The organism is Nioella sediminis (assembly GCF_001879695.1).
GTDB classification, from domain to species: Bacteria; Pseudomonadota; Alphaproteobacteria; order Rhodobacterales; family Rhodobacteraceae; genus Nioella; species Nioella sediminis.
Genome location: NZ_MNBL01000041.1, coordinates 72,415 through 86,044, shown reverse-complemented (window position 1 = coordinate 86,044; position 13,630 = coordinate 72,415). Strand labels below are relative to the sequence as shown.

Annotated in this window: 8 protein-coding genes; 3 read left to right on the top strand and 5 right to left on the bottom strand. The window is 63.3% G+C overall.

Going from position 1 to position 13,630, the window contains the following annotated elements; genetic code table 11:
• The first annotated feature begins 2 nt into the window (after positions 1-2).
• Together BKY26_RS05530 and BKY26_RS05525 are read left to right on the top strand one after the other, a co-directional pair.
• Complete coding sequence (locus tag BKY26_RS05530; RefSeq protein WP_227434939.1) at positions 3-1,511, top strand: sugar ABC transporter ATP-binding protein; 1,509 nt, start codon at positions 3-5, stop codon at positions 1,509-1,511.
• 9 nt (positions 1,512-1,520) lie between these two features.
• Complete coding sequence (locus BKY26_RS05525) at positions 1,521-2,636, top strand: Gfo/Idh/MocA family protein (protein WP_071689399.1); 1,116 nt, start codon at positions 1,521-1,523, stop codon at positions 2,634-2,636.
• On the opposite strand, the gene BKY26_RS05520 is transcribed toward BKY26_RS05525, so the two are convergent.
• The 4 genes from BKY26_RS05520 to BKY26_RS05505 all read right to left on the bottom strand — a co-directional run bounded on the left by BKY26_RS05520 (position 2,626) and on the right by BKY26_RS05505 (position 11,471).
• Positions 2,626-4,374 (bottom strand): ABC transporter substrate-binding protein, encoded by a 1,749-nt coding sequence (locus BKY26_RS05520; protein ID WP_071689398.1) that lies wholly within the window; start codon positions 4,372-4,374, stop codon positions 2,626-2,628. The genes BKY26_RS05525 and BKY26_RS05520 overlap by 11 nt on opposite strands.
• Before the next feature lie 214 nt (positions 4,375-4,588).
• The gene (gltB, locus tag BKY26_RS05515) at positions 4,589-9,127 is read right to left on the bottom strand and encodes a glutamate synthase large subunit (protein WP_071689397.1); all 4,539 of its coding nucleotides are present in this window, start codon (positions 9,125-9,127) and stop codon (positions 4,589-4,591) included.
• A gap of 64 nt (positions 9,128-9,191) precedes the next feature.
• Positions 9,192-9,911, bottom strand: a complete 720-nt coding sequence (locus BKY26_RS05510) for a hypothetical protein (protein WP_083431328.1) — start codon at positions 9,909-9,911, stop codon at positions 9,192-9,194.
• A 126-nt stretch (positions 9,912-10,037) separates the two neighbouring features.
• On the bottom strand, positions 10,038-11,471 hold the full coding sequence (locus BKY26_RS05505) for an NAD(P)-dependent oxidoreductase (RefSeq protein WP_071689396.1): 1,434 nt from the start codon (positions 11,469-11,471) through the stop codon (positions 10,038-10,040).
• A 232-nt stretch (positions 11,472-11,703) separates the two neighbouring features.
• Here BKY26_RS05505 and BKY26_RS05500 point away from each other — a divergent pair, with 232 nt between their 5' ends.
• On the top strand, positions 11,704-12,507 hold the full coding sequence (locus tag BKY26_RS05500; protein ID WP_071689395.1) for an undecaprenyl-diphosphate phosphatase: 804 nt from the start codon (positions 11,704-11,706) through the stop codon (positions 12,505-12,507).
• Here BKY26_RS05500 and BKY26_RS05495 read toward each other — a convergent pair.
• Positions 12,504-13,490 carry a complex I NDUFA9 subunit family protein gene (locus BKY26_RS05495; RefSeq protein ID WP_071689394.1) on the bottom strand — a complete coding sequence of 329 codons (987 nt, stop codon included), beginning with the start codon at positions 13,488-13,490 and terminating at the stop codon, positions 12,504-12,506. The two genes, BKY26_RS05500 and BKY26_RS05495, sit on opposite strands and share 4 nt — an antisense overlap.
• Positions 13,491-13,630: the final 140 nt, after the last annotated feature.

The following is a 13,630-nucleotide window of genomic DNA, read 5'->3' as shown; positions in this document are numbered from 1 at the left end:
CCATGGCAAACCCGATCCTGACGCTATCCGGTATCACCAAGACCTTCCCCGGCGTCGTCGCGCTGGACAAGGTCAGCTTCGATGTGCGCCCCGGTGAAGTCCATGCGCTTGTGGGGGAAAACGGCGCGGGCAAGTCAACGCTTATGAAGGTGCTGGCAGGGCTCTATCATCCCGATGCGGGTGAAATCATCTACCAGGGCCAGCCCGTCCAGATCGACAATCCTTTGGCCGCGCGCGAAAAGGGCATCCTGCTGATTCACCAGGAACTGTCGCTCTCGCCGGAACTGTCGGTGGCCGAGAACATCTATCTGGGCGCGTGGCCCACCAATGCGCTTGGCGTGCTGAACAAACGCAAGCTGCGCCGCGATGCACAGGCGGCGCTGGACGCAATGGGATGCAGCTTCGGCCCCGATGACCGGGTCGGCACGCTGTCGGTTGCCATGCAGCAGATGGTGGAAATCGCCCGGTCGCAGGCGTTCAGTGCCAACGTGGTGATCTTCGATGAACCCACGGCCTCGCTGACCGATACCGAGAAGGACCAGCTTTTCACCACCATCCGGGGGCTTCAGGCACAGGGGGTGGGGATCGTCTATATCTCTCATAAGATGGATGAAATCTTCGAGCTGACCGACCGCATCACCGTACTGCGCGACGGCCAGGTGCAGGGCACGGTGACCACGCGGGAGACCGACGCCACCGCCGTCACACGAATGATGATCGGCCGCACGCTGGAAGCCTATTTCCACAAGGCCGACAGCAGTTTCGGGGACGAGGTTCTTCGCGTTGACGGGTTGAGCCTGAAGGGCCAGTTCGAGGATGTAAGTTTCTCGGTCCGGCAGGGCGAAGTGCTTGGCTTTTACGGGCTCGTCGGCGCGGGACGCTCCGAGGTGGTCGAAACGCTCTTCGGCATCCGCAAGGCCGACCGGGGCACGCTGCAATGGCACGGCGAGGAAATCCCGCTGCCGTCACCCCGGCAGGCCATCGACCTTGGCATGGCGCTTGTGCCTGAAAGCCGCAAGGAACAGGGGCTGGTGCTGATGATGGGGGGGATGGAAAACACCACCCTGCCGCATCTGGCGAGCTATGCCAGGAACACCGTCATGGACCGGGGCAAGGAACGCGCGACGTTCGATGAATACAAGGATGCGCTGTCGATCAAGACAACGGGGCCGGAACAGGCGGTCGCCACGCTTTCTGGCGGAAACCAGCAGAAATTCGTGCTGGCCAAATGGCTATGTGCCGGGCCGAAGCTGATCATCCTCGATGAACCCACGCGGGGGATCGACGTGGGGTCGAAATCGGCCATCCACACGCTGATCGCGAACCTCGCGGAACGGGGGCTTGCCGTGATCGTGATCTCCTCGGAAATGCCCGAGGTTCTGGGCGTCAGCCACCGGGTGCTGGCAATGGCCGAGGGGCGGCTCGTGGGCGAATTCGAGGGCGAGGCGATGACAGAGGAAAACCTGATCGACGCGGTGTCACATCACCTGGCACGGCCAGCGGCGGAGTAGGAGAGCAATATGGGCAAGCAGGAGATTGGGGTCGGTTTGGTCGGGTCCGGCTTCATGGGTCGGTGCCACGCCAATGCCTTTCGGGCCGTGGGCGGGCTGTTCGACCTGCCGCTGGAGCCGAAGCTGAGCATTCTGGCGGACGCGACCGAAGACCTCGCGCAGAGGGGCGCGGCGGCGCTTGGCTTTGCGCGCTCTACCGCCGACTGGCAGGCCCTTGTCGATGACCCCGAGGTTGGCATCGTGGCGATCACCGCCCCCAATGTCCTGCACGCGCCGATTGCGCTGGCGGCCATCGCAGCGGGCAAGACCGTCTATTGCGAAAAGCCGCTGTCGACCACCGCTGCCTCGGCACTGGAGATGACCGAGGCCGCCGAGGCCGCAGGTGTCACGACGCTGGTTGGCTTCAACTTCCTGCGCAACCCGATGATCCGGCTGGCACGCGACATCATCGCGGGCGGAGAGATCGGCGAGGTCACGGGTTTTCGCGGGCGGCACGCGGAGAACTACATGGCGAGCCCCGACGCGCCCCATTCCTTCCGCACGGATCCGGCAGGGGGCGGGGCGCTGGCCGATATCGGCAGCCATATCACCTCCATGGCGCGGTTCCTCATTGGCCCGATCAGCGAGGTGCAGGCCGATTGCCGCACGATCTTCCCCACGCGGCCCGTCTCCCCGGGTAGCGCCGAGCGTGCGCCCGTGGAGGTCGACGACATGACCCACGCCCTTCTCCGCTTTGAAAACGGCGCGGCGGGCAGCATCGAGGCGAACTGGGCCGCGACCGCCCGCACCATGGATCTGTCTTGGGAAATCACTGGAACCAAGGGCGCGCTGGCCTTCAGCCAGGAGAACATGAACGAACTGCTGCTGTGGTCCGGTGCGGCGGGGCGCAGCGGTTACACCCGCATCGAATCCGGTCCCGCGCACCCGCCCTATGGCGCGTTCTGTCCCGCACCGGGCCATCACCTCGGCTTCAACGATCTCAAGGTGATCGAAGTGGCGGAGCTGATTGCCGCCCATGCCGGGCAAGGCAGCTGCGGCCCCGATTTCCGCGAGGCGTACGAGGTGCAGCGCACCATCGAAGCGATGCAGGAAAGCGATCGGACGCGGGGTTGGGTCAGTCTCTGACAGCCTGATCCCGCACCATCGTCCTTTCACATCTGGCCTGCGCATCGCGCAACGCGGCACCCGGCTTCTTGTTGCGCAGCAGCATCGTGTGAATCTCTTCGCCTAGAATTCGCACCAACGTGTTCAGTTGGGGCACCGCAGGCCGCGGCCATGTCTGCAACTGGCCCGCACGGGCCAGCTTGTCCACCGTGGCAATGACCGGGCGATCATGGGCGACGGCGGGATCGTTGCAGACGCTGAAGCGGGAACTGACAAGGCTGCCATTCTCGATATACAGCTTGGTCGCAGCGGCGGATGTCAGGGTCTGCGCCGCCTGCTTGACCGCCGCGAACCGGCTGTCCTTGAGGTTCGCGGGCAGGCAGATATTCCACCCCCCAAGCGGCGCGATCGGGCGCTGGCCGGGTCCAGAGGGATGCGGCAGATACCCGGTCCGCCCACAGGCGGGCGAGGTCGGGTCGTTCTCGATGATCGGCAGGATCTGGGTGTAGCAATAGCCCATGGCCGCCTGTCCCTGCGCATAGCATTTGGCACGTTCATACCATGACATCTGCAACACATTCGGAGGCGAATAGGTCAAAAGTTCCACCAGAAACTCCGCGGCCTCCAGCGCCTTGGGCGCGGTCAGCATTGGGACGAGGTGTTCAGGCCCCAGATCCTGCCCGCGAAACCCGTCCCCCATTGGCGGCAGGTTCAGCACCGGCTGGCCGAAATCGGCCATCAGCATCATGAAGGTCGTCCCCACTGGCGTGCCGCGCGCGCCGTTCCAGCAAATGCCGCTGCGGTCAATCTCGGGGCGGTGAAGGGCGCGGGCACAATCGAGCATTTCAGCCAGCGTCGCGGGTGGGGCCAGGCCGGCCTCTGCGAACAGGTCGCTGCGATAGATGAACAGCTCTGGCGTGGTCTGCACCGGAAGACCGTAGAGCGTTTCCCCGCGCAGCGCGGTAGACAGCGCCTCGGGGTGGAAATCCATGTACTCAAGGGAACTTCCCGGCCCCATCTGGTCTATCGGCCGGATTGCCCCGGCGCGGATCAGCTCTTCCATCCAGCACAGGTCGCAGGTGATGATGTCATAGCGCGACACCGGCCGGGTCATGTCTTCGAGGATTTCCTCGTGCAGCCGGTCGATGGACAAGGCCCGCACCGAAAGCTCTACCCCGAAATGCAGCTCGAACTGACGTTTGAGCTTTTGCATCGCCATGAAGGTGGCGTCCGCATGCAGCAGCACCCGCAACCCGCCGGGCAGGTCCAGCTTTTCCGACAGAACCGGCAACGGGGCAACAGCGGCAGAGGACAGGTAGGAGGCACCGAAGAAGTAGTCGGTATCCTCTTCCAGCCCAAACACGGTGCCAAGCAGGGCCTTCATCCGGCGCACATAGTTCAGCCAAGCGTCGATAAGCATGGGCGTGGGATGCAGCGAAAAGGTCTTGCCGCTTTTCGTGCGCGGACGTTTCGCGATCAGGCCACGGTCAACCATGTCCTCGATCAGGCGATGCGCGGTTCCGCGCGCCAGCCCGGAACTGTCGATCAGCGACGAGGGCGTTTCCATGCGCCCCCGCAGATGCGACCGGACAAGCTGCACCATGATCGGCACCTCGCGGGCGGGCATGTCGAGCCCGAGGCAATCTTGCGTTTCATCCAGAAAACGGCTGACGAAATCGAGAAAGCGGTCCAGCTCGTGGCCCGACATGTCGCTGAAGAACCCGCCCGCGCGGACCCCGTGCCGTTCCGTGAGTTCCATTTTCGTCACTTTGTCGGCCCTCCCGTGCCGGACCCTGTGCGATCATGGTACAGTACAGGTCGGATCAACGCCGGTCACGAGGTGGAAATTCCAGATTGGACAAATCGCGCCTGCGCATGCAGCACGCGATAAATGCCGCCCGGCCCCCGAGTGGGGGCCGGGCGGAAAACGCCGGTCAAGATTGGGGACTGCCCGGCCATTGCCGGACGTCTGGTCACTCCGCCGGAACGGCCTTTTCCTCGATCCCGAGGGGATGGGAAATCTTGTTCAGCATCTCTTTCGGGCAGACCTGAAGGAAGTTCGCCTTCTCCTCCTCCCAGTGCTGCAGGATATCCGACGCCTTGCGCGATCCGGTCTCGGCGGCGTGGCGCGCCACGAGGCCGTGCAGCTGGTCTTCCCAGTGATCGACCGTGACCGGGCAGGTCACCAGTGTCTCAAGGTTCATGTTCTCCAGCGCCGTGCCCTCGGGGTCATAGAGATAGGCCATGCCGCCTGTCATACCGGCCCCGAAATTGGCCCCGATGGATCCAAGGATCACCGCAACCCCACCGGTCATGTATTCACAACCGTTGGACCCGCAGCCCTCTATCACCACCTTGGCGCCAGAGTTCCGCACCCCGAACCGCTCCCCGGCGCGGCCAGCGGCGAAGAGGTAGCCATCGGTTGCGCCGTACAGAACGGTATTGCCGATGATCACGTTATCCTCTGCCTTCAGCGGGCTGACCTGAGCGGGCCGCACAACAATGGTGCCCCCCGACAGGCCCTTGCCCACATAGTCATTGGCATCGCCCGACACTTCCAGCTTCAGCCCTGGCGCCGCAAAGGCCCCGAGCGACTGCCCGGCAGAGCCTTCCAGCTTCACCGTCAGGTGGTCGGGCTGCAACGCGTTGCGCATCCCGAAATTCTTGACGATGTGGCTACTGGTCCGCGTGCCGATGGTGCGCAGGGTGTTCTGCACGGCGTAAGACAGCTGCATTTTCTCGCCATCCTCAAGGAAGCGGTGCGCATCCTTGACGATCTGCGCGTCCAGCGTGTCCGGCACTGCATTCCGTTCACGGTAGCGGTCGTAGACGATGTTCTGCGACCCATCGACGGTGATCAGCAGCGGGTTGAGGTCGAGATCGTCCAGATGGGCAGAGCCACGGCTGACCTGGCTCAGCAGATCGGCCCGGCCAATAACCTCATCCAGCGACCGCGCGCCGATGCTGGCCAGCAGTTCCCGCACTTCCTGCGCGTAGAAGGTGATCAGGTTCACCACCTTGTCGGCATTGCCGGTGAATTTGGCGCGCAGGCTTTCATCCTGGGTGCAGACGCCCACCGGGCAGGTGTTCGACTGGCACTGGCGCACCATGATGCAGCCCATGGCGATCAGCGCGGCGGTGCCGATGCCGTATTCCTCGGCCCCCATCATCGCGGCCATGACGATATCGCGCCCCGTGCGAAGCCCCCCATCGGTGCGCAGCGTCACGCGGCCCCGAAGGTTGTTCATCGCCAGCACCTGATGCGCCTCGGTCAGGCCCATTTCCCAGGGCAGACCGGCGAACTTGATCGAGGTTGCAGGGCTGGCCCCGGTGCCGCCATTGTGGCCCGAGATCAGGATCACATCGGCCTTGGCCTTGGCCACGCCGGCGGCAATGGTGCCAACGCCCGAGGACGCCACCAGCTTCACCGTTACCTTGCAGCGCGGGTTGATCTGCTTGAGATCATAGATCAGCTGCGCCAGGTCCTCGATGGAATAGATGTCGTGGTGCGGCGGCGGCGAAATCAGGGTCACGCCCTTGGTGGAATGACGCAGCCGGGCAATCAGGTCGGTGACCTTCATGCCGGGCAGCTGGCCGCCCTCGCCGGGCTTGGCACCCTGCGCGACCTTGATTTCCAGCTCTTCGCAGTGGTTGAGGTACTCTGCGGTCACGCCGAACCGGCCCGACGCCACCTGCTTGATCTTGGCCGATGGGTTATCGCCATTGGGCTCCGGCACGAAATGCGCCGGGTCTTCCCCGCCTTCACCGCTGTCGGACTTGGCACCGATGCGGTTCATGGCGACGTTCAGCGTCTTGTGCGCCTCGGGCGACAGCGCGCCCAGGGACATGCCCGGCGTCACGAAGCGCTTGCGGATCGAGGTGATGCTTTCCACCTCTTCGATCGGGATCGCCTTGCCAAGCGGCTTGATGTCCAGAAGGTCGCGCAGATGAATCGGCGGGTTCGCCTTCATCTTGGCCGAATACTGCTTCCACATCTCGTAGGACGCGGTGTTGCAGGCCATCTGCATCATGTGCATCGTCTGCGCTTCCCAGGCGTGTTTCTCGCCCGACCGGCGCGCCTTGTAGAAGCCACCGATGGGCAGAATGTCAGTCTGGGACAGCCAGCCCTTGGCGTGCACTTCCTCGGCCTTCTTCTGCAAGCCGCTGACCCCGATCCCCGAGATGCGGGAAATCATGCCGGGGAAGTATTCCGCCACCATCGCACGGGAAAGGCCCACGGCCTCGAAGTTCAGACCACCGCGATAGGAGGAGATCACCGAGATCCCCATCTTCGCCATGATCTTCAGCAGCCCCTGATCAATCGCATTGCGATAGCGCGCCATGGCTTCGGTCAGGTTGCAGTCCAGCAACCCCCGGTCGATCCGGTCGGCAAGGCTGTCCTGCGCCAGATAGGCGTTCACCGTGGTCGCGCCCGCACCGATCAGAACGGCGAAGTAATGCGGGTCGATACACTCGGCAGACCGCACGTTGATCGAACAGAAGGTCCGCAGCCCCTGTTTGGTCAGCCAGCTATGCACGGCGGAGGTTGCCAGAATCATCGGCATCGCGATGCGGTCTTCGTTCTGGCCCCGGTCGGTCAGCACCAGATGGCCCGCGCCAGAGCGCACGGCATCTTCCGCCTCAAGCCGGATACGCGCCAGTTCTTCGCGCAGCAGGCCCTGCCCGCCACCGGCGGGGAAGGTGCAGTCGATATTCACCACGCTGTCGCCGAACTGGGTCAGCAGTTCCTCGAACTGGGCGTTGGTCACGAAGGGGCTTTCCAGCACGAGGATTTCGGTCTGGCTGCTGTCTTCGTCCAGCACGTTCTTGAGGTTGCCGAAGCGGGTCTTCAGGCTCATCACCCGGTATTCGCGCAAGCTGTCAATCGGCGGGTTGGTCACCTGGCTGAAGTTCTGGCGGAAGAAGTGGCTGAGCGGCCGGTATTGTTTCGACAGCACGGCGGAGGGCGTGTCATCCCCCATCGAGGCCAGCGTTTCCTTCCCATCCTCGGCCATCGGCGCAAGGATCTGTTCAAGCTCTTCGATGCTGTAGCCCGCCGCGATCTGGCGCTGGCGCAGCTCGTGCCCGCTGAACGCCGCCGATTCCGTCAGGCCTTCGGTCTGCTCGCCAAGGTCCACGACCTTTTCCACCCAATCGCCGAAGGGGCGGCTTGCGGCGAGCGCATCTTTCATCTCGGTGTCGTGGTAAAGCTTCGCCTCGGCCATATCGACGGCAATCATCTGCCCCGGCCCAAGCGCGCCTTTCTCGACCAGACCGGCCTCGTTCACCGGCACCATCCCGGCCTCGGACCCCGCAATCAGCAGCCCTTCACCGGTTACCACGTAACGCATCGGGCGCAGCCCGTTCCGGTCCAGCCCGGCACAGACCCAACGGCCATCGGTCATGGCCAGCGCGGCGGGGCCGTCCCACGGCTCCATCACGCTGTTGCAATAGGCATACATATCGCGCCACGCCTCGGGCAGTTCGGTCGAGGTCTTGGACCAGGCCTCTGGCACCAGCATCGTCTTGGCCATGGGCGCATTGCGGCCCGCGCGGACCAGCACTTCGAACACGGAATCGAGCGCCGCCGAGTCCGACGACCCGCCCGCAACGATGGGTTTGATATCCTCGGCAAGCTCCCCGAAATAGGACGACGCCATGCGGATTTCATGGCTCTTCATCCAGTTCAGGTTGCCCTTCAGCGTGTTGATCTCGCCGTTATGGGCCAGCATGCGGAAGGGCTGCGCCAGCCACCACTGCGGGAAGGTGTTGGTGGAATAGCGCTGGTGATAGATCGCAAAGGCGCTTTCGAACCGCTCGTCCTGAAGATCGGGGTAGAACTCGCTGACCTGCTCGGCCAGCATCATGCCCTTGTAGATGATCGACCGGCAGGACAGCGAACAGAGGTACAACCCGCTGATCCCGGCGGCGGCAGCCGCCTTTTCGATCCGGCGGCGGATGACGTAAAGCTCGCGCTCAAACGTTTCCTCATCCACGCCCTTGGAGTTCGAAATCAGGATCTGCTCGATCTCGGGCCGCGTCGCGTTGGCTTTCTCGCCCAGACAGGTCACATCCACCGGCACATGACGCCAGCCATAGATGTAGTAGCCCATCCGCAGAACTTCGCTTTCCACGATGGTCCGGCAGGTCTCCTGCGCCCCGAAATCGCTGCGCGGCAGGAAGACCTGACCGACCGCCATCAGCGCATCCATATCCGGCTCATGGCCCGTACGACGGATCTGGTCATAGAAGAACGAGGCCGGGATCTGCACATGGATGCCCGCGCCGTCACCGGTCTTGCCATCGGCATCGACCGCGCCCCGGTGCCAGATCGCCTTCAGCGCGGTGATCCCCGCTTCAACAACCTGACGGGTCGGTTTCCCATCCAGCGACACGACAAGGCCGACCCCGCAGGAGGAATGCTCTTCCTCCTCGATATACATGCCGTTCTCGGCCATCCACTTGCGCTTGGCCTCTTCGGCGGCGACCCAGTCTTGATCGAATTTGGTCATTTGGGCTTTCCTTCTACGGGGGATCGGGCCGCGGCCCGTCCGGAATTCAGGTTGGCGGGGAACCTCATGACATCATGTCCCCGCAGTCATAAAGCGGCGTCGCGCTCAGGAATCCGGGCTCGCCCGGTTCGGCGAACTCCATGGGGGAGTTGTCACTTTCGCGCGTTTCGCCATTGGGCAGGGTCGTCACTTCGACTCCGCCGAAGAACATCCGCCAGTCTTCGCTGACGAACTGGCCGCCCTCGACGCGGCGCGGGCCTTCGCCCAGGTCGTATTCATAGGAAAACTGGGTGCGGTTCAGAATGCGCCCGTCGATTTCCACCGTCTCGCCGGTCAGCCGGTCGAATCCGGTATAGTCGCGCTGAATGCGCTGACCCGCACCATTTTCATGGATGGTCGAGAAAGACATGGAATCGGTGCCGGTCGCAAAAAGATCGGTGATCGAAGCGGGATCATCCTCTGGCTGGATCAGCGTGTTCTGCGCACCGCTGCGCAATTCATAGGACAGCAGCCAGCGGAATTCGGCATCGGTGAAGGACAGGTAGAAGGGCCCGTCCTCATCCATCGACAACCGCCAATGCGTGCCTTCGGGGTCACCCTCGCAGGTCCAGTTATGGGACACCACGCAGCCGCGAGATTGCGTCGTCAGAAAGGCGGTGCATCCGGGCGGCGGGGTCACCGTCGGGCCTTGCTGAGCCTGAGCCTGAACCGGAACGACAGAGCCCGCCGCGACCGAAACGGTAAACGCGGTGGTGAGGAGGTAACGATTGATCAAGCATACCATGTCAGCAGTCCTTCCCTAATTCCGTTCGGCCCCGAGCCGTATGTCTTCAAATTCCTTATCCTGTCTGCACAGGGCGTGTACGGGGGGTGTACAGGGGGTGTACGGGTGGCACCCCCAGTTTTTGGCCTATTCCGCCGCCACACCCGCGCTTACGGCGAGTTTCGACAGGATGTCCTCTGCCGCCTCGCGCCCGTCCCGAATGGCCCAGACCACAAGGCTTGCCCCGCGCTGGATATCACCCACGGCATAGACGCCCGGCAGGTTGGTTTCATGGGTGCGGAAGTCGGCCTTGACGGTGCCCCAACGGGTCACCTCCAGCTCGGGCGTGTTCCACAGGGCAGGCAGGTCTTCGGGCTCGAACCCGAGCGCCTTGATCACCAGATCAGCCTCTTCCACATAGTCGGCGCCGTCCACCACTTCGGGGCTGCGGCGGCCCGAGGCATCGGGCTGTCCAAGGCGCATCTGCTGCACCATGACGCCCGACACCGGGTCGCCGGCAAAGCCCTTGGGTGCGGTCAGCCAGACAAACTCGACGCCCTCTTCCTCCGCGTTCTGCACTTCTCGCTGAGAGCCGGGCATATTGGCGCGGTCGCGGCGATAGAGGCACTTCACGCTTTCCGCGCCCTGCCGGATCGCGGTGCGCACACAGTCCATCGCGGTATCGCCACCGCCGATCACGACGACCTTCTTGCCCTCTGCGTTCAGCTCGCCCGACTCGAATTCCGGCACGCTGTCACCGAAGGACAGGCGGTTCGATGCGGTCAGGTAGTCGATTGCCCGTACAATGCCCGTGGCACCCGAACCGGGGCCAGCCAGATCGCGGGTCTTGTAGACGCCGGTGGCGATGACCACAAAATCATGCTTCTCGCGGATCTCGGTAAAGCTGATGTCCTGCCCCACGGTGCAGTTCATCACGAAGGTGATGCCGCCCGCTTCCAGCTGCTGATTGCGGCGCATGACCACGTCCTTTTCCAGCTTGAAACCGGGGATGCCATAGGTCAGCAGCCCGCCCGCGCGGTCGTAGCGGTCATAGACCGTGACCTGCAGCCCGGCGCGGCGCAGCATGTCGACCGCCGCCAGCCCGCCGGGGCCCGCGCCGATGATGCCCACGCTCTCGGCGCGTTCCTGCGCGGGGCTGATCGGCTTGACCCAGCCCTGTTCCCACGCGGTGTCGGTGATGTATTTCTCGACCGAGCCGATGGTCACGGTGCCGTGGCCCGATTGCTCGATCACGCAATTGCCTTCGCACAGGCGATCCTGCGGGCAGATGCGGCCGCAGATTTCCGGGAAAGTGTTGGTCGCCTGGCTGATCTCATAGGCTTCCTGCAACCGTCCCGTCGCGGTCAGGCGCAACCAGTCGGGGATGTTGTTGTGCAGGGGGCAATGGGACTGGCAATAGGGCACGCCGCACTGGCTGCAGCGGCTGGCCTGTTCCTCGGCCTTGGCGGCAGCGTATTCGCCGTAGATCTCGTTGAAATCATGCGCGCGCTCCGCGGCAGAGCGCTTCTCGGGCATGGACTTGCCCACGGTCACGAATTTCAGCATCTTCTCAGCAGCCATGGCGTGCCTTTCCGGTTCCTTTGGGATCAGCTAGGAAGGCCCCTATAACCAAGCTCTCAGGACATGAAAAGACAGCAATGCTGACCTATTATTCAGAAAACAGTGCTGCTCACATGCCCAATGGGCACCTAGCCTGTGAATATATGTCACAAATACTGACATATAAGCTAAAAAACAGCGTTTTTTCAAGTAGCTACATGCTCATCTCTCATCCAACGCACGGATCGCGACTATGACACTGTTTCATTTATTTATCGTTGCCGTGATCCAGGGCCTGACAGAATTCTTGCCGGTTTCTTCCTCCGGGCACCTGATTCTCCTGCCCGAACTGACGGGCATGGCGGACCAGGGTCAGGTGATCGACGTCGCCGTTCACGTCGGAACGCTCGGGGCCGTGGTGCTCTATTTCTGGCGCGATGTAAGGGCTGCGGTAATCGGGTTGGGTCACCTTGCTACCGTGCGGCGCAACACTGGCGAGGCCCGGTTGGCAATGGGCCTGATCCTCGCGACAATCCCCGTCATCCTCTTCGGGCTGGCCCTGAAACTCACCGGTCTGGACGACTCGCTGCGGTCGATGACCGTAATCGGCTGGACCATGCTGGTCTTCGGGCTGGTCCTGTATTGGGCCGACCAAAAGGGGGCTGAAGGGCTGGAGGCCCAAAACTGGACCCCGCGTCATGCCCTGATCATGGGTCTGTGGCAGGCGATTGCCCTGATCCCCGGCACCTCCCGGTCTGGCATCACCATCACCGCGGCCCGGTATCTGGGATATGAACGCCACGACGCCGCGCGCCTGTCGATGCTGATGTCGATCCCGACGATCCTTGCCTCTGGCGTGCTGCTCGGGGCGGAAGTCATTGCCACGGCAGACGCAGAGGCCGCAAGAAACGGCGCGATTGCCGCCGCCATGGCCTTCGTTGCGGCACTGGCGGCGCTGACCTTCATGATGCGGCTGCTGCGCAGCGTCAGCTTCACCCCATATGTGATCTACAGGGTGATCCTTGGCGTGATCCTGCTGGTGATCGCCTACACTTAGGTGTTGCGCAGGTTACGGGCGCTGTCCTGAAGGGCGGAATACTGGCCACCGGGGCGATAGACCCAGAGGTATTCTGCCAGAACCGCGTCCATATCGGTGGGATCGATCCCCAGATCGGCAAAGCCCCTGGCCCCGTCCGACACCACGTTGTCCCGGCGCAGCTGGCGCAGCTGGTCGCGGGTCAGAATACCATTATGGATCAGCCCCACGGTCAGCGCCTGCACCGCGCCAAAGCCGAAGGCCATGACCGAGCCGACCCAGAACGGCAGGTTCACGATCAACCGGCGGCGGCGGATCACACCCAGCATTTTGACCATCAGGTCATGCAGGGTTTCCACATCGGGGCCACCCAGTTCGTAGACACCGGCCTCGGCCTGACCCAGCACACCCGCAACAGCGGCCTTGGCCACGTCATCGACATAGACAGGCTGGAACCGCGAATTGCCACCGACCAGCGGCAGGACAGGACCAAATTTCGTCATCTTGGCGAAGCGGTTGAAGAACTCGTCCTCGGTCCCGAAGATCACGGAGGGGCGCAGGATCACGGCACCGGGGAAATGCGTCTGCACGGCGGCCTCACCCTCGGCCTTGCTGCGGGCATAGTCGCTGTCGGACTCGGCATCGGCCCCGATGGCGGACAAATGAACAAGCTGGCAAACACCGGCCTCAGCCGCCAAACGCGCAATACGCGCCGCGCCCTCGGTCTGAACGGCCTCGAAGCTGTTCTTGCCCCGCTCGGTCAGGACGCCCACGCAGTTCACCACCGCATCGGCCCCGGCAATCGCGGCGGCGACAGAGGCATCATCGCGGATATTGGCCAGAATCGGTTCGACCTGCCCGACGGCACCATAGGGGCGCACGAAAATCGCTTCGTTCGGGCGGCGCACGGCGACGCGCACGCGCCAGCCTTCCTTGGCCATGCGGCGCGCGATGTAGCGGCCCGCGAATCCAGACCCGCCAAAGATGGTCACGAGTTTCGACATGCCTAGTCCCTCCGGTCTCGAGTTCGCGCCCGTGATACGCGGCCAAACCTTGCAGGACAAGGCGCAAATCGTCCCGGCAGGGGGCGGCAGAACCGCCCGCCCGGCAAGAAATCATTTTTTTGCATCGAGGCCCGTTGACA

What these genes read in the sequence shown, in the direction of transcription:
- BKY26_RS05500 (WP_071689395.1), top strand. Translation starts at nt 11,704, where the DNA reads ATGACACTGTTTCATTTATTTATCGTTGCCGTGATCCAGGGCCTGACA.
- BKY26_RS05520 (WP_071689398.1), bottom strand. Translation starts at nt 4,374, where the DNA reads ATGGAACTCACGGAACGGCACGGGGTCCGCGCGGGCGGGTTCTTCAGC.
- gltB (WP_071689397.1), bottom strand. Translation starts at nt 9,127, where the DNA reads ATGACCAAATTCGATCAAGACTGGGTCGCCGCCGAAGAGGCCAAGCGC.
- BKY26_RS05505 (WP_071689396.1), bottom strand. Translation starts at nt 11,471, where the DNA reads ATGGCTGCTGAGAAGATGCTGAAATTCGTGACCGTGGGCAAGTCCATG.
- BKY26_RS05525 (WP_071689399.1), top strand. Translation starts at nt 1,521, where the DNA reads ATGGGCAAGCAGGAGATTGGGGTCGGTTTGGTCGGGTCCGGCTTCATG.
- BKY26_RS05495 (WP_071689394.1), bottom strand. Translation starts at nt 13,490, where the DNA reads ATGTCGAAACTCGTGACCATCTTTGGCGGGTCTGGATTCGCGGGCCGC.
- BKY26_RS05530 (WP_227434939.1), top strand. Translation starts at nt 3, where the DNA reads ATGGCAAACCCGATCCTGACGCTATCCGGTATCACCAAGACCTTCCCC.
- BKY26_RS05510 (WP_083431328.1), bottom strand. Translation starts at nt 9,911, where the DNA reads ATGGTATGCTTGATCAATCGTTACCTCCTCACCACCGCGTTTACCGTT.